The organism is Gemmobacter sp. 24YEA27 (assembly GCF_030052995.1).
Lineage (GTDB): Bacteria > Pseudomonadota > Alphaproteobacteria > Rhodobacterales > Rhodobacteraceae > Pseudogemmobacter.
Genome location: NZ_JASJPW010000001.1, coordinates 3,223,870 through 3,239,867, shown reverse-complemented (window position 1 = coordinate 3,239,867; position 15,998 = coordinate 3,223,870). Strand labels below are relative to the sequence as shown.

General features: G+C 63.1%; 15 protein-coding genes, 1 tRNA gene and 2 pseudogenes. 15 read left to right on the top strand and 3 right to left on the bottom strand.

Annotation, left to right across the window (positions count from 1 at the left end; genetic code table 11):
* Positions 1-3: 3 nt before the first annotated feature.
* Together QNO18_RS16100 and QNO18_RS16095 are read right to left on the bottom strand one after the other, a co-directional pair.
* Positions 4-1,349, bottom strand: a pseudogene (locus QNO18_RS16100) (TRAP transporter large permease subunit).
* Positions 1,349-1,855, bottom strand: a complete 507-nt coding sequence (locus QNO18_RS16095) for a TRAP transporter small permease subunit (RefSeq protein ID WP_283178497.1) — start codon at positions 1,853-1,855, stop codon at positions 1,349-1,351. The pseudogene QNO18_RS16100 and the gene QNO18_RS16095 overlap by 1 nt, the downstream one beginning before the upstream one ends.
* A gap of 255 nt (positions 1,856-2,110) precedes the next feature.
* Here QNO18_RS16095 and QNO18_RS16090 point away from each other — a divergent pair, with 255 nt between their 5' ends.
* Together QNO18_RS16090 and QNO18_RS16085 are read left to right on the top strand one after the other, a co-directional pair.
* On the top strand, positions 2,111-2,989 hold the full coding sequence (locus QNO18_RS16090; protein ID WP_283178496.1) for a MurR/RpiR family transcriptional regulator: 879 nt from the start codon (positions 2,111-2,113) through the stop codon (positions 2,987-2,989).
* 69 nt (positions 2,990-3,058) lie between these two features.
* Positions 3,059-4,717, top strand: a complete 1,659-nt coding sequence (locus QNO18_RS16085) for an alpha/beta-hydrolase family protein (RefSeq protein ID WP_283178495.1) — start codon at positions 3,059-3,061, stop codon at positions 4,715-4,717.
* A 98-nt stretch (positions 4,718-4,815) separates the two neighbouring features.
* Here QNO18_RS16085 and QNO18_RS16080 read toward each other — a convergent pair whose 3' ends face one another.
* Positions 4,816-6,243, bottom strand: coding sequence for a YncE family protein (locus tag QNO18_RS16080; protein WP_283178494.1), 1,428 nt, complete (start codon positions 6,241-6,243; stop codon positions 4,816-4,818).
* 492 nt (positions 6,244-6,735) lie between these two features.
* On the opposite strand from QNO18_RS16080, the gene QNO18_RS16075 reads away from it, so the two are divergent.
* The 13 genes and pseudogenes from QNO18_RS16075 to QNO18_RS16015 all read left to right on the top strand — a co-directional run bounded on the left by QNO18_RS16075 (position 6,736) and on the right by QNO18_RS16015 (position 15,965).
* Positions 6,736-6,978 carry a hypothetical protein gene (locus tag QNO18_RS16075; protein WP_283178493.1) on the top strand — a complete coding sequence of 81 codons (243 nt, stop codon included), beginning with the start codon at positions 6,736-6,738 and terminating at the stop codon, positions 6,976-6,978.
* Positions 6,975-8,738, top strand: a complete 1,764-nt coding sequence (locus tag QNO18_RS16070) for a TonB-dependent receptor plug domain-containing protein (RefSeq protein ID WP_349293886.1) — start codon at positions 6,975-6,977, stop codon at positions 8,736-8,738. Before QNO18_RS16075 ends, QNO18_RS16070 begins: the two co-directional genes overlap by 4 nt.
* 91 nt (positions 8,739-8,829) lie before the next feature.
* Positions 8,830-9,240, top strand: a complete 411-nt coding sequence (locus tag QNO18_RS16065) for a hypothetical protein (protein WP_283178492.1) — start codon at positions 8,830-8,832, stop codon at positions 9,238-9,240.
* 11 nt (positions 9,241-9,251) lie between these two features.
* A complete protein-coding gene (locus QNO18_RS16060; RefSeq protein WP_283178491.1) occupies positions 9,252-9,455 on the top strand; it encodes a hypothetical protein in 204 nt (67 codons plus the stop codon).
* A gap of 104 nt (positions 9,456-9,559) precedes the next feature.
* The gene (locus tag QNO18_RS16055; RefSeq protein WP_283178490.1) at positions 9,560-10,102 is read left to right on the top strand and encodes a DUF2271 domain-containing protein; all 543 of its coding nucleotides are present in this window, start codon (positions 9,560-9,562) and stop codon (positions 10,100-10,102) included.
* 14 nt (positions 10,103-10,116) lie between these two features.
* Positions 10,117-10,752, top strand: a complete 636-nt coding sequence (locus QNO18_RS16050) for a PepSY-associated TM helix domain-containing protein (protein ID WP_283178489.1) — start codon at positions 10,117-10,119, stop codon at positions 10,750-10,752.
* Between the two features lie 12 nt (positions 10,753-10,764).
* Positions 10,765-11,475: an FAD:protein FMN transferase gene (locus QNO18_RS16045; RefSeq protein WP_283178488.1), complete on the top strand. Its 711-nt coding sequence runs from the start codon at positions 10,765-10,767 to the stop codon at positions 11,473-11,475.
* Positions 11,472-11,801, top strand: coding sequence for an FAD:protein FMN transferase (locus QNO18_RS16040; protein ID WP_283178487.1), 330 nt, complete (start codon positions 11,472-11,474; stop codon positions 11,799-11,801). Before QNO18_RS16045 ends, QNO18_RS16040 begins: the two co-directional genes overlap by 4 nt.
* On the top strand, positions 11,785-13,122 hold the full coding sequence (locus QNO18_RS16035) for an NADPH cytochrome P450 oxidoreductase family protein (RefSeq protein WP_283178486.1): 1,338 nt from the start codon (positions 11,785-11,787) through the stop codon (positions 13,120-13,122). The genes QNO18_RS16040 and QNO18_RS16035 overlap by 17 nt, the downstream gene beginning before the upstream one ends.
* A gap of 943 nt (positions 13,123-14,065) precedes the next feature.
* A tRNA-Lys gene (locus QNO18_RS16030) sits at positions 14,066-14,141 on the top strand.
* Positions 14,142-14,745: 604 nt separating this feature from the next.
* A pseudogene (locus QNO18_RS16025) lies at positions 14,746-15,103 on the top strand (IS5/IS1182 family transposase); the annotation flags it as partial.
* Positions 15,104-15,418: 315 nt separating this feature from the next.
* Entirely contained in the window at positions 15,419-15,628 is a 210-nt protein-coding gene (locus tag QNO18_RS16020; protein ID WP_283178485.1) for a cold-shock protein, read from the top strand.
* 121 nt (positions 15,629-15,749) lie between these two features.
* Positions 15,750-15,965: a hypothetical protein gene (locus tag QNO18_RS16015; protein WP_283178484.1), complete on the top strand. Its 216-nt coding sequence runs from the start codon at positions 15,750-15,752 to the stop codon at positions 15,963-15,965.
* Positions 15,966-15,998 lie beyond the last annotated feature (33 nt).

The window sequence follows — 15,998 nt, the reverse complement described above, 5'->3', positions numbered from 1 at the left end:
CGGCTATTGTCCATAAACCTGATGTGGCAGCCAAAGTGCGATCTCGGGGAAGGTCATGATCACGGCCAAAGTCAGGATCATAATCGCGACAATCGGTACGATGGAGCGGTAAATATCAGAGAGTGAAACATGGTCCGGCGCCATGGCGCGCATCAGGAACAGGTTATAGCCGAAGGGCGGCGTGATATAGGCCACCTGACAGGTGATGGTGTAAAGCACCCCGTACCAGATCAGCACATCCTGTGGCGGCATGCCGAGATCCAGTTTCGCGACCAGCGGAATATAGAGCGGCGCCACAATCACCAGCATGGCGGTGTCGTCAAGGAACATGCCCATGAGCAGGAACGAGACCTGCATCAGGATCACGATGCCCCAGGGGCCAAGGCCCAGATCATCGAGGAAGAAGCCCTCGATGGCCCGCACGGCACCCAGCCCGTCGAAAACTGCCCCAAAGGCCATTGCGGCGAGCAGGATCCACATGAACATGCAGGTGACGCCCAGCGTGTTGACGAGGCAGTTCTCCCAGACCTTTTTTGTGATACGTCCTTTGAACAGGGCGACCAGGGTGGCAATCATCGCCCCGACCACCGAGGCTTCGACCAGGCTGACATAGCCCATCACGAAGGGGCCCATCATCGAGGCAAAGATCACGACAGGCAGGATTCCGGCGCGCAGCAGCCGGATCTTCTCGCCCCAGGTGATGGAATCGCGCTCCTCCTGGCTCAGCGGCGGGCCAAGCTTTGGGTTGATGCCGCAGCGGATCACCACATAAAGCAGGAAGAAACCGGCCATCAGCAGGCCCGGGAAGACGCCTGCAAGCCAGATTTGCCCGACCGGCTGGCGCGCGATCATCGAATAAAGCACCAGGACGATCGAAGGCGGCACCAGAATGCCCAGGGATGAGCCGCCCTGGATGATGCCGGTGACCATCCGCTTGTCATAGCCGCGCTTCAGAAGCTCGGGCAGGGCGATGGTGGCGCCGATGGCAAGGCCCGCGACCGACAGCCCGTTCATGGCAGAGATCAGCACCATCAGGAGGATCGTGCCAATCGCCAGACCGCCGGGGATCGGCCCGAACCAGACATGGAACATCTTGTAAAGATCATCGGCGAGGCGCGCCTCGGACATCACATAGCCCATCCAGACGAACATCGGCAGGGTGAGCATCGGATACCAGTTCATCAGCTTGATGGTGGTGGTGAAGGCGATGTCATAACCCCCCGATCCCCCCAAAGCGCGATGGTGGCGACCACGGCGACAAAACCGATGCCGGCAAAGACCCGCTGGCCGGTCATGAGCATGGCCATCATGCCCATGAACATGACAATGGCGATATATTCGTAGGGCATCAGATTTTCACTCCGCGCAAAGTCGCAATGTCGCGGATGAGAAAGGCGATGGATTGCAGGATCATCAGGAAGACGCCGAAGCAGATCACAATCTTGATCGGCGCCATATAGGGCCGCCAGACAGTGCGGGACCGCTCGCCGAATTCGAATGCGTAGATCGTGCTTTCAATCCCGCCCCACAGGACGATGACGAGGAAGAAGATCATGCAGAAAACGGTGACGCAATCGACCAGCGCCTGGGTTTTCACGCTCCAGCGGCCGTAAAGCAGGTCCATCCGCACATTGGCGCCAAGGATCAGCGAATAGGCACCGCCAAGGACGAAATAGCCGACCATAGTGAACTGGGCCATTTCCTGGGTCCAGAGCGCGGGGCGGAAAAACGCCTTTGCGATCACCGAGTACAGCAGGACACCGGCCAGCGCGAAGATCAGATACATCGCGAGGCGGCCGATGACGGTGTTGATCTTTTCGATGATCAGCACGAGCCGGATAAAAAAGAGTGGCATCGGGTCAGCCTCCGCAGCCGGCAGGGAACAGAGGGCGACAGACTTGACCCGCCCGGCAGAGCCGGCAGGAGGATGATCCCGGAAAGGACATGGACGAGTCGGCTCCCTGATTTTTTCCCAAGGGTCACCCTGTGGCGGGGGCGCTGTCAAGATTATTTCAGAATGCTGTTTCCTGTTACAATCTTTTCTGCAACCCTGTCCGTGACATTTCCGGGGTAACGAAGCCCCGGGGGACGCTGCCGCAAAGGGGAACGCATGGATCAGGGCCTGAGCATCGAAAATAGAATGCGGGCCTCGCTCAATGATCTGACCCGGGCCGAGCGCCAGGTCGCGACCCATATCCTGTCGCATTTTCCGATGTCGGCGCTCGGCTCGATCACCACACTGGCGCGGGCGGCGGATGTGTCCTCGCCCACCATCGTGCGGCTGGTGCAAAAGCTGGGCTTCAGGGGCTGGTCGGATTACCAGGCGGCGCTTCGGGTCGAAGTCGAAGACCTTCTTGTGACCCCGCTTGGCGCCCCGGCGGTACCCGGAGAAGGGCGGAGCCACCCGCTCCAGGGCTTTGCCGCGCAGGTCGTTGCCAATATCGGCGCCACACTGAATCTGATCCCGGCGGCGGATTTCAACGGGTCTGCGGCGCTGATGGCGGATATGTCGCGCCGGGTGGTGGTGATGGGCGGGCGGCTCACCCATGCGCTGGCCGATTACATGGCGACGCTGCTCAGGGTCATCCGCCCCGACGTTACCTGGATCGCCGATCACCTCACCGACTGGCAGCAGGCGCTGCTGGATCTCACGCCCGGTGATGTGGTGGTGATTTTTGATATCCGCCGCTACGAATCGAATGCGGTGCAATTTGCCGAATTCGCGGCGGTCCAGGGGGCAGAGGTGGTGCTGATCACCGATCGCTGGCTTTCGCCCGCGGCCTCGCATTCGCGCCATGTGCTGCCCTGCCATATCGAAATGCCCGCGGCCTGGGATTCGACCGCAGTGCTTTTGATGGTGGTCGAGGCGCTGCTGGCGCAGATCCAGTCCCATATGCCGGATCAGGTTAGGGACCGGCTGAACCGGCTGGAAGATTGTTTTGCCCGCACCCGTGTCTTTCGCGCGCCGAAAATGGCCCAGGGGCGGTAGGGGAACGCCGGGCCTTGACCCCGCCATGCGGGCGGCGAAACTGCCCATCACTTCAGGACGGAGCCCGGAATGTTGCGTTGGCGCAGAGTTAAAGATGCCTCACTTTTTGGCCGGCCCTCGGCGGCGGGTCTGGCATTGGGGGCGCTTTTCTTCGCGGTCTCTCTATCGCCTTCGCTGATTCCGCGCGCCGCTCTGGTGCAGGGCGCGCTTGGCGGCATCTGTTTCGCGATTGGCTATCTGGCTGGCTATACGCTGATGGTTCTGCGCCATTGGGTGGTCGAATCCGGTCCCGCCGCGCCCAGGGTGCTGCAGATCAAGATGGCGCTTGGGCTGTTGATCGCGGCGGTGGCGATCCTCTGGGCGCTGTGGAATGTCACGGGCTGGCAAAATGATATCCATGCCGCGATGGGGATCCCGCCGGTCGAGACCGCGCGCCCGTTCACGATTCTCGCGGTCGCGGCCTTTGTCGCGCTGGTGCTGGTGTTTCTGGGCCGGCTGTTCCGCCGGCTCTGGCGCGTGATTGCGACACAGCTTGAAGCGTTTATCCCGCGCCGACTGGCGAAGCTGACCGGGATCACGCTGGCGCTGCTGCTTTTCTGGGCGATCGGCAATGATGTGATGCTGGGCCGCGTTTTGCAGGCGCTGGACGAGACCTATGCAGCCCTTGACCGGCTGATCCCGCCGGAAAAGGCGGCGCCGGCAGATGCGTTGAAATCGGGTTCTGCCGCCTCGCTTGTCGGATGGGACGGGCTGGGCGCTGCGGGACGTGACTGGGTTCTTGCAGAGCCCGATGCGGCGGCGATCACGGCGGTCACCGGGGCGCCGGCGCTGGAGCCGCTGCGCATCTATGTCGGGCTGAATTCGGCCCCTGACGCCGATCAGCGGGGGCGGCTGGCGCTGGAAGAGGCGCTGCGCGTCGGCGCTTTTGACCGCCGCGTGCTGGTGATCGCAACGCCGACCGGCACCGGCTGGATGGACCCGGCGGGGATGCAGCCGCTGGATTATCTCACCGGCGGCGATCTGGCGGTGGTGGCGGTGCAGTATTCCTATCTGCCCAGCTGGATGTCATTGATTTTGCAACCGGAATATGGCGCAGAAAGCGCAGTCGCAGTGTTTCGCGAAATCTATGGCCATTGGCGCAACCTGCCGGAGGCAGGCCGGCCCGAGCTTTATCTGTTCGGCCTCTCGCTGGGGGCGCGCAATGGTGAATTGCCGATCTCCTGGCAGGATCTTTTGTCAGACCCGCCCCAGGGTGCGCTCTGGGCCGGACCGCCCTTCGCCATGCGCGGCTGGCAGCAGCTGCTGGCCAGCCGTGTGCCGGACAGCCCGGCCTGGGCCCCGCGTTACCGGGACGGTTCGGCCATCAGGGTGATGACGCAGGAGCCTCAGACCCATATATACGCCCCCTGGGGGGTGATGCGAATGATTTACCTTGAATATCCCTCTGACCCGATTGTGTTTTTCTCGACCGGGACTTTGTGGCGCGCGCCGGCCTGGCTCAGGGGATCGCGTGGCCCCGATGTCAGCCCGAGCCTCAGATGGTGGCCGGTGGTGACCTTTCTTCAGCTTGGGTTTGACATGATGACCGCGACCACCACGCCGCCGGGGCATGGCCATGTCTATGCCGCGAAACACTATCTCAGGGCCTGGGCCGAGGTTCTGGGCGGCGACTATGACCCGGAGATGATGGCGCGGCTCGAAGCGATTTTCGCCGGGCAGGGTATTTGACGGCACAGCTCACACCGCATCCGATGCTCATAAAAAAAACCGCAGCCGGGTTGCCGGCTGCGGTTTTCAGCTGGATTGCCGTCACAGAGGTGCGGTGATCAGTTCGCCTTATGGATCAGGGTGATATGGTCGGCGGTCGCATCCTCGGCGCCAAGTGATTTGTTGGCGGCAAAGATATTGCCTTTCCCGTCACGCGCCACATGGTTCGGATAGCTGCCGCCATCGAGATTGGCGACGACCTCGCCCTCGGGCGACACCACCGTCACCGTGCCAGCCCCGCGGTTCGACACGAAAGCGAGCTTTTGCACCGGGTCAAACACCACATTCAGCGCGCCGGCGCCGGTGGTGACATCATGCTTCACCTCTCCCGAGGCCGGATCGACGATCAGCAGGTTGTCGCTGTCTTGCGAGGCGACATAGATCGTGCCGGTCGCCGCGTCGAAATCGACGCCGGAGGCATTTTTCGCGCCCGGCAGCGGCAGAATCCGGGTCACGGTATTCGTGGTCAGGTCGATCTCCGCGAGCTCGTTCGATTTGCGGCTGACCGCGAAAAGGCGATTGCCGTCCGGATCGACCGCGATGCTCATCAGCGAGAATTCCCCGCCGCGAATGCCAGAGGTGATCTCAATAACCGCAACCTTCTCAAGGGTTTCTGTGTCGAACACATGCACGCCATTGGTGGCCGAGGCCGAGACATAGGCGCGGCCGCGCTTTGCATCCACCTTGACGTCGCGGGCATGATAGACCTCGCCCGGCGGGAATTGTTTGATCAGCGCCAGATCGTCCTGGGCATAGACCGCGACCGAATTGTCAAAGGTGTTGGTGCCCCAGATCGTGCCTTTCTCGTCATCGACCGCCAGGCCGAACAGCGCCACCGGCTGCGGGCCATTATCGGGCTGACCTTCCGCCGGCGCGCGGCGCTGGTCTTCGGGCAGGGGCGGCGGCGTGACTTCGGCGACCACGTCCAGCGTTTCCGGGTTCAGCTTCAGCAGTGCAGCAGCCGGCGGCCGGAAATTCGCGGCGGCCACAAAGAGCGCATTCGATTTCGCGCTATAGACCGACTGATAGAGGCCGGGGGCAGATTTCACGCGGGTCACGCTGAACCCGTCCGCGCCCGAAAGCGGCACATCCTTTGACACTTTCACATCGAAAAGCGAGGTCGAGGAGGGCTGGTCCATGATTGCAATCACCGGATGCAGGCCGGTTGCGGCATCTGCGGGCAGGGTGAAGGTAAAGCTGACTGCGCCCTTGTCATCGGCGGTCAGGGCATCGCTGCTCAGGACCGTAGCGCCGCGTTGCAGCACGAGCGTCTGACCCGGTTTCAGGCCCGAGCCTTCTATGGTGACGCTGCTGCCGGGAAGGACGGGCTTGCCGGGTTCAGCGGGGACGACCCGGAACCGACCTTCGAATTCCACCGGGGCGGGGAAGCTGTTTTCGGCGAAAACCGCGCCGGGCAGCGTGAGGGCCGCAAGCGTAAGCCCGAAGACAGATTTACGATAACCGTTTGTCAGAAAAGGGAAACCCATCACATGACTCCTGTTCAGATTGACCGAGAGGGACCGGCTGGAACCTGGCAGGTGCGGCGCATGGCGCGACGGCGGGGGACCGGAATACCATGCGCGAAAGACCGCGAGCAGAGGGGGGATGTCAAGCTGCAATGACTTTGCGGCCGGTCATCCGCCGCGCTGGGGTGGCATTGCGGCTGGCCGCCCCTGTCGCTGCCTGGCCCCGCCCGGCATACGGCCCGGCCCGGCGCCAGGCACATGCCAAGGCCCGCCTGAGGCCGTTTACGGCAGCGGCGAGGGGGCAGAGTTACCCGGATGTCACACCAGTGCAACGCGACGTTCCGGCAGCTCGATTGCAAATCTTGACAGTTACACCAGGATTAAGCAGTTATGCGCCGTGCCCATGATCAGCCGGCAGACTCAGTGTGCAAGGCATCAGGACAGAAACAGGCACATCCGCCAGCATCAGACCGCCAGCGCTCTCCCAAAATTCTGACCCGAAGCGAGGCGGTAATGACTGGACGCAATTCATTGCGCGCGGCTCTCTTGAGCAGTTGCGCGCTTCTTATCCCTGTGGCGGCACTCGCCCAGACGACAGCGGAGCCCGAGGCTCTCGGCACCGTCATCCTGGACACCAAACGTGACGTGGCCACCCATACCGGCGTTGCGGTGACCACCATCGATCAGGAAGAGATGGATGACCGCCAGGCCTCGACCATCGCGGAGCTGATCTCCTCGGTGCCGGGGTCACGCTGATCAACGGCGCGACGCCGCTTGGCGGCGGCATCAATATTCGCGGCTTTGGCGCCGGCAATACATATGGCACCAACCAGAAGGTGATGATCACGATTGACGGGGCGACTCAGGGTTCGGAAGAGCTATACCGGATCGGCACGCAGCTTTTCACCGATCCGGAGCTGTTTAAAAGCGTTTCGGTGATGCGCGGCACCATCGGCAGCTTTGAATATGGCTCGGGTGTCGTTGGCGGCATTGTGCAGCTGGAAACCAAGGATGCCTCGGATTTCACCGGCGGCGAGATCGGCTACAAGCTCCGCCAGGGGCTGAGTTTCAACACGAATGGCGATGGCATCACCTCATCGACCATCCTGGCATGGCAGCCTTCGGAAAACGCTGAATTCGTGGCCAATTATGTCTGGCGCCGCCTGGGCGAACAGGTCGATGGCAAGGGTGCCGACCTCGGTGCCGAAGGCTTCAAAACACCGTCATGGGGTCTTAAGGGCAAGTTCACCTTCGGCCAGGAACGCGACCAGTTTGTCAGCATCTCGCTGGCAAATACCACCATGGCCGAGCGCGACGTGCCCTATGACGCGATCGGGGGCAATCCATTTGGCAATGTCGACCGCGATGTTGAAAGCCGCAACGCGGTACTGACCTATGGGTGGAATCCGCTCGACAATGACCTGGTCGACCTGCGGGTGATCCTGTCCTATGCCGATCAGCAGATCGACAGCACCTCGGTGCCCTATGTTCCCACCGATGGGCTCAGGAATGCCGATCATCGGTATGAGACGACCAAGCTCACGGTGAAAAACACCGCGCGCTTTACCTTCGGCAGCATCGAAAACGAACTGCGCGCCGGTGTCGAATTCATCCGGAAAGAGCGCAAGACCGCCAGTTCGGCTCCGGGTGGCACCGATGACCGCACAGCCTTCTTCCTGATCAACAAATTCGATTTCGGCAACGGCCTGACCATCACGCCCGCGATGCGGTATGAGACCCAGGATATCACCTATAAAGATTATCCGCAGACCCGGATCCCGGTCACTAACTTTGACAATGACGCGCTGATGGGCGGCGTTGATATGCGCTATGAATTCGCCAATGGCGCGGCGGTGTTCGGCAGCCTGGCCTATACCGAGGGTCTGCCGATCCTTGATGACTTCGAGAATCAGAACCAGCCCTGGGCCGGCGGTACGCGCGCCAATTACATGACCACCAACGAGCAGTCGCGCACCATTGAACTTGGGGCGTCCTGGCGTACCGCCGACCTCTTCTCGGCGGGGGATGCCTTCAGCATCAAAGGGAATATCTACGACACCAATGTCTGGAACGCGACCTCTGAGCCCAGCACCGCCTGGATCGCGGGCACCGGGTTCGAGCTTGAGGCCGCCTATAGCATGGAAAGTGGCTATTACGGCGAACTCAGCACCAGCATTGTGAACTTCGAGTCAAAGACCATCCAGCTTGTGAACCGCTCCAACTATGCGCAGACACCGCCGAATTCGCTGCGTGTCGTCGCCGGGAAGCGCTGGGACCGCGAACTCGATCTGAGCTGGGAAATGGTCGCCTATGACCGTTACGACGAATCGGTGATCCGTCCGGGCTTTGCCGTTCACAACCTGCGCGCAACTTACCGTCCGCAGGACGGCGTGCTTGAAGGCACCGAAATCCGCTTCGGCGTCGAGAACCTCTTCGACCGCGATTACATGCAGGCGCTGGCCACCCGCAACGGCCCGGGCCGCAACTTCAAGGTAGGTATCATCAAGACCTTCTGATCCATCCGGGCCGGCCGTCATTTGATGGCCGGCCCGCTCTTTCCCGGCCGGGACCCCGGCCAGACCACAGCCAGAGGAACGGAGTCCCACCATGGCCGACCGCAGCAAAACCACCCTGAGCCTCAGCCCCGTTCTGGGGCTCGCACTGATCGCAGCCCTTTCCGGCGCCGCTTTCGCCCAGAGCGAAGAGGCCAAACCGGCCCAGGCCGACGCCACTGTCGGTTCTGCGACCGACAATCCGGGCGACGCCTCGCCGAAGCCGGGCATTGCCGGCGGCCACAGCCAGGCGGCCTTTATCGCCTCTTACGACAAGAATGGCGACGGCAAGGTCTCGCTTGACGAGCTGATCGAGGTGCGGACCGAGCGGTTCCGGGGGCCGATAAGGATGGCGATGGCAGGCTCAATGAGGCGGAATATGTCGCTGAGTTCGAGGGCCGCCTGCGCCAGCAATATGCAGATCAGGGCCGCGATCCGAGCGGCGAGCGTTTTGAGGCCAGCCTGAAACAGGCCGCTGTGCGGTTCGCGCTGCTCGACCGCGACCGGGACGGCTTCCTGTCGCTGGAAGAAGATCTCGAGTCTGCCCGCAAGACCTTTGCCCGCAATGACACCGATGGCGATGGCTTCGTCTCGGCCGCCGATCCGGCGCCTGTCCGCGAGGATGACGGCAATGATCAGGCCGCTAAGAAAGACGAGAAAAAGGACGGCGCTGCCAACTGATCGCAGCTCCGTCCCTGGCCTCGCGGCGGGTGAAGGCTTCCCGCCCGCCGCGAGGCACTTATGCCGCTTTTGCCCCCGGGTGCTGACGATGACTGGTGCTGATGATGACAGATGACAATGCCCGCCCGATGCCGGCCGCGCGCCTGGCCGTTGCCGCGACGCTGGCGCTGGTGAGCGGCCCGGCTCTGGCCGCCGGGCTGGAATTCGAGGTGACGCTGCCGCAGCCCGAGGCCAGCCCCGCATACCGCCCCTATCTCGCGGCCTGGATCGAAGAGCCGGGCTCGAAAGAGATCCGTGGCACCGTGGCGGTCTGGTATGACACGAGGCTGCGCGACAATCTCGGGCGCGGCTTCCTGCGCGATCTGCGCAGCTGGTGGCGGGCCGAGGGGGAAAAGCTTGATCTTCCGGCCGATGGTCTTAGCGGGCCGACCCGTGGCCCAGGCACCCATAAAGTTGCGGTTGCCCCCGCCAATGCCGCGCTCGCCGGGCTGAGTGCCGGCGACTATGTGCTCGCCGTCGAAGTCTCGCGCGAGGATGGCGGGCGGGAAACCCTGCGCGCGCCCTTCAGCTGGGGCGGCGCCGAAAACAGCGCCGAGGTGACCGGCGAACGTGAGATCACCCGGTTGAAAGTGACCGCGAAACCCTGAGGAAAGGGCAGCTTATGCAGGCAGACAATCTGCTGGCGACAGCTTCGGGGCGCAGCTTCTGGCTGCGCCAGTTCCGTTTGTGGCACTGGGTTTCCGCAGCGATCAGCCTTGCGGGGATGTTCCTGTTCGCGGTCACCGGCTTCACGCTCAACAATGCCGGCCTCTTCGCCACGCGCCCCGAGACGGTCGAGCAGCACTCGAGCCTGCCGCCTGACCTTCTGGCCGCGATGAGTACCATGCCGGAAGAGGGCGAGACCCCGGTGCCTGCTTCTGTCGCCGCCTGGGCTGCCGGCGAGTTCCGCGTGACGCTTGACCATCGCCCGACCGAGACCAATGCCGATGAGGTCTATATCGCCTTGCCGCGCCCCGGCGGCGACGCCTGGCTGGCCATCGACCGCGCCAGTGGCGATGTCACCTACCGGCTGACCGATGGGGGCTGGCTGGCCTGGCTCAATGATCTGCACAAAGGCCGCAATGCCGGGCCGGTCTGGTCCTGGTTTATCGACCTGCTGGCGCTGGCCTGCGTCATCTTCACCCTCACCGGCTTTGCGCTGATGTGGATGCATGCGAAATCGCGCCCGGCCACCTGGCCGCTCGGCTGGGCAAGTTTTGCCCTGCCGCTGATCATCGCGCTTTTGTTCATCCATTAGGGCCGGTCCGCGATGCAAACCCTGTTGCGCAACCGCGTTATCCTGCCGCCTCTGGTGGCCCGGGGGCCGGTTCTGCCGCCGCCGCCCGGCTGGGTCGAGACCCGTCTTGCGGGCGAGACCATGGGCACAAACTGGTCGCTGATCGCCTGGGCGCCGCCCGGCGCGGGCCCCGGGCTGCAGCACCTGGTCGAGACGGAATGCGCGCGGGTGATCGCGCTCTTCAGCCCCTGGGCCCAGGAAAGCGAGGTCTCGCGCCTCCATCGCAACGGGGCAGGGAAGGCGGAGCTGTCTGAAGACTTTCTGGCACTGCTCGCGCCGCTTTTGCAGCTGGCGTCTGAGACCGGAGGTGCGTCTGATCCGACGCTGGGCGCGCTGGTCGATCTCTGGGGCTTTGGCCCGCCGGGGCCGCGTCCCGCTCATATTCCGCTGCCACAGCCGCAAGAGATCGCGCAGGCGCGCGAACTCAGCGGCCATGCGCGGCTGCGGCTGGAGGGCACCCGGCTTCATTTCCCACCCGGACTACGCTTCGATTTCAGCGGCAGTGCCAAGGGCCATGCCGTCGATCTGGTCAGCGCGCGCCTGACGGAGGCCGGGATCGGCTCGCATCTGATTGAAATTGGCGGGGAATTCTACGGTCGTGGCCTCAGGCCCGATATGCGGCCCTGGTGGGTCGGGATCGAATCGCCGCCGGGGGGCTCCGTAACGGCCAGCGCCCGCCGGTGATCGCGCTGAACGGCTGGGGGCTGGCAAGCTCAGGCGATTACCGGCGTGGCTTTCAGCATGGCGGGCGCCGCTATGCCCATACGATCGACCCTGCAACCGGCTGGCCGGTGGAAAATGACCTCGCTTCGGTCTCGGTGCTGGCGCCAACGGTGATGCAGGCCGATGCCCTGGCGACGGCGATTCTGGTCATGGGCGCGGCGCGGGGCATGGCATTTGCGCGCATCTCCGGGGTTGCCACCGTGATGATCCGGCGCGGGCCGGAAGGTGCCGTGACCGAGGTTTCCCCCGCCTTGCAGGAGATGCTCGACGATGATCCTCAGCGCTGATCCGCTGCACTGGACGATGGCGGCGCTGACCGGTGCCGCCTGGTCCGGGCTCACAGTCCGGACCCTGATCCGCGCGCAACGAGCGGGGCGGGCGGGGCCAGCGGCGGCAACCGGGCCGGGCGGCCTTCTGATCGGCTATGCCAGCCAGAGTGGCAGTTCCGAGGCGCTGGCGCGCGCCGCCGCCGCGCAGTCTCCCGGCGCGCGCCTTTTGTCGCTGGACCAGATCGGGGCAGCGGATCTCGTCAATACGGCGCAGGCGCAATTCTACATCAGCACCACCGGCGATGGCGACGCGCCCGACAATGCCACGGGTTTCCTTGCGCGCGTGATGACCTTGCACCCGGAGCTTGGTGGGCTCAGCTATGCGATGCTCGCGCTGGGCGACCGCCACTATCCGCGCTTTTGCGGTTTTGCGCATCGGCTGGATCAATGGCTGCGGGCCTGCGGTGCTACACCCCGTTTCCCGCTGACCGAGGTTGACCGCGACCATCCGACCGCGCTTGCCACCTGGCGCGCAAGGATGGGGGAGCCCACGCGCACCGGAGCGCCGGCCCCGGCCACCGCACCCGCGCGCTGGCGTCTGGCGGCGCGGCGCCATCTGAACCCCGGCAGCCCGGGCGGCCCGCTCTGGCATCTGGTGCTGGATCCCGAAGGCCCCCTGCCGGACTGGCAGGCCGGAGATATCGCCGAAATCAGCATCCCCACCCAAAACGGACCGGTCAGACGCGACTATTCGCTGGCCTCGCTGCAGGGCTCCGGACGCGCTGAACTGATTCTGCGCGAGGTGATTTCCCGCGAGGGCCGTCCCGGTCTCGGTTCGCACTGGCTCTGCCGGCAGCTGGGCGAGGGCGGTGCCATTGACCTGTCGATCCGCGCCAATCCCGGTTTTCATGCCGGGGATGACACGATGCCTATGCTGCTGATCGGCAATGGCTCGGGTCTGGCGGGCCTGCTGGCGCATCTGCGCCACCGCGCGGCCCTGAAGGAAAGCGGCCCGGTCTGGCTGATCCATGGCGAGCGCAGCCCGGACCATGACGCTGTTTTCACAGAGGAACTGTCCGGTCTCGTGGCCAGTGGCGGGCTTGCGCGTTTTGACCGCAGCTTCTCGCGCGGGGAGGGAGGGCCGCGCTACGTGCAGCATATCCTGCGCGATTCGGCGGCGGCGGTAAGGGCGCATGTCGCGGCCGGTGGCGGTATCTGGATCTGTGGCCGGCGCGAGGGGATGGCCACAGATGTGCAGCAGGCGCTGGAAGAGGTGCTGGGCAAGGACGAGACCGCGCGCCTGATGACAGAGCGCCGTCTGCGCCGGGATATCTATTGACGCCCCGACCTCCCGCCATATCGCGGTGACAGCCAGGCGCTGCTTCCCTCGCCGCCGGATAGCCCATGTAGCGGCCGTCTGGCGCAGCCGCCTTATGAGGCCCCGCTCTCCCGCTGCCTGCCCCTGTGCGGGCCTTCCCTGCGCCTCTCAGGCGCAGCGCTGACGCGAGGCCCGGGCCCTCTCCTCCCAATCACCACAGGAATCACCCTTAAGCCGGGCAGTGGCAGCGCCCCGACGGGTGGCCGTTAACCCAGGGGGCTGACGCTGGCGGCTTCGTCTGCCCGAAAGCCTGTGGTCTGATCAGGTCCGTGGCTCTGACTTCTCCGACTGCGAGCACGGCTCCGTCACGGCGATTGCTTTGGCACTGTTCCGGCCTGTCAGGGATAACCTGCTTCCGCAGGATCCGCTGGCAGAGGTATGTCGCCAAAGCTCCCGACAGCTAGGCGCAAGCCGATCAATCGGCTCAGTGATCTTTGTTCGGAAACGAGACTTACAAATTGTTCCCTGCAATCCCCCCGACCGACAGGCCCGGGCCGCCGCAAGCTTTATGCCGCGTGACCGCATGCTGCGCTGCCCGCACGAGAATCGCGCTTTCGTTCACCTGGGTTTGATCGACAGGGGCAGGTCGCCCGGGCGCGGGAAAGCGTCGTCCCTTGCCGTGCGTCGCATCAGGGGCCGGCGCAGTCTGACTGATCCCGCTTCGGCGATTATGCGCGAAACTGAATACTGCCATCTCACATGCGGCAGAGCCGCCGCCCGTGAACCATTGATCCGGACCCGATTGGCGGGTTCCCGGCCGCAATGCCGGGCTGCGTGCAGAGCATCACTGGCTGAGATGGCGGCAGATTTCAGGAAAATCGCCTCCCGGAGAAATTTGTTTGAGAAATTTCAGCCGTGGCTATTGACCCTCCCGGCGACCTTCCTTAAACGCCACATCCACAGTGGGCCCGTAGCTCAGTTGGTAGAGCAACTGACTTTTAATCAGTGGGTCACAGGTTCGAATCCTGTCGGGCTCACCACTGAATTCAAAGGCTTAGGTGGAAACATCTAAGCCTTTTTCAGTTCTGACTTTCACCCTGGGGAACGCCGGGGGAACAGCCTCAGGCTGCTGTTGCGGCGGCCCGGCTTCTGGACGGAAGTGGCTCAGCTTCTGGACAAAAAAGTCTGATTGTAAGGATCTGACATCGAAGCCCGTTTACTGCCGACCCGACAGTCACAGGCCAGCCGGTACCCCGCCGGCCCATAGCGCAGCCCTGCCGAGACACGACGGGAGCAGCCACCGGCAGGCGGTTATGGCAGTGTCGCGGTATCGGGACAGGTATCTCCGAGCCAGGAGCCTCCGTACGCATTTGGGGCGCGTTAAACATGGGGCGCGTTAAACTGTGCAAAGTCGATAGCATCGGCTTCGGCATAGGAGCGGCCCGAGATGGTGGGGTCTTCGAGGGTACCACCGTTCGATGATGCCGGAAGGCCCAGTGGGGCTCGGCGAGCCGGCCCAGGACCTGAAGCCCTGTCATAAACCAAGTCCCACTATATTCGCCAGGACGGGCTTTCCGGACCGGATCCATGCCTGCAGAGCCCTGGTGCTGATCCTCGGCGCGTTCACGTCGAAACGAGGGTGGGCAGGTCGGCACCGTGACCGGCGATGGCGCCTGTGATACCTGCCGCTGCCGTAGTGTAATCCTGGAGCGCGGCGGCACGGTGGTCATAGCCATGCGCAGGAGCAGGTGACGATGGCGGGAGGGCTGCACCGCCGCCAGGCCCGCTACGGGATGTTCAGCGCCATGCAGCGTCCTGGCCGGGCCCCGTTGGAACGGATATCATGCCCGAAGTCGGGCCAAAGCGAAGATAAGGTGCCTCAAGGTATTCGGTGAGCGCATCACGCGACCCGGCCCCCCAGACAGCCGAAGTCCAGACCCAGATCGCGCTCAGGAATCGTTTCAATGCACGCGGCACAGCCGAGATCGAACGCGTGGCCTGAACTCAAACGGAAGGGGGAAGACCGATCACGCCTCTTCTTTTGCAACAACGCCGGTGCGAAATAGTAATGTATAATTCCGGGTTGAATCAGTTGCTCATCAGAATATGGTCCGCGAGTTTTCTCTACCCGGACCGACTGAACTTGACATTCCAGCCAATCGCCAGTATTGGTTGCACCATCGATTATTTACAGTTGAATCTTGGTTGCTGCGTCAGAAATGCGACGCACCAGGCTCGCATCCCCTATAAAGCATCGTTCAAAAATACCTGCTTCGCATTCGCGTCGCAGATCTGTAACGCTTATGAGGGGGTTATCATGGCCACTGGCACGGTAAAATGGTTCAATTCGACCAAGGGGTTCGGTTTCATCCAGCCAGATAACGGCGGCGATGATGCTTTCGTTCACATTTCCGCAATCGAACGGTCTGGCCTGCGCGAGCTCGTGGAAGGGCAGAAAGTCGGCTACGATCTGGAGCGCGACAGCAAATCCGGCAAAATGTCGGCCTGCAACCTGCAATCGGCTTAATTTTTCGGGTTTTCGCTGTATCCGGTATCAGCCGGATTTGCGAGAACCCTATCCGTGAAGGTCGGGCATCATGTCCGGCCTTTTTGATTTCGGGCTGTCGAATTAATCAGAAAGATCAGTCATGACCGAAGCAATCAGTAAGCCCAGACAACAGGCCGAAGCGGCGTTTGCGCAAGTTCAGACCCAGTTTCTCGCGCGGCAACGGGCTTTTGATGATCTTGACAGCATTACCGCGGACCGCGACGAGAAAACACGTCGCCTCCGGGCGGCAAGGCTTGAAAAAGCGCAAAGTGATGCGCTCGTTGCCAGATCTGAAGCGAAATCAAAACGCGCCTGATTTTTTTTAATCTGCGCGGCGACCTGCAAACCA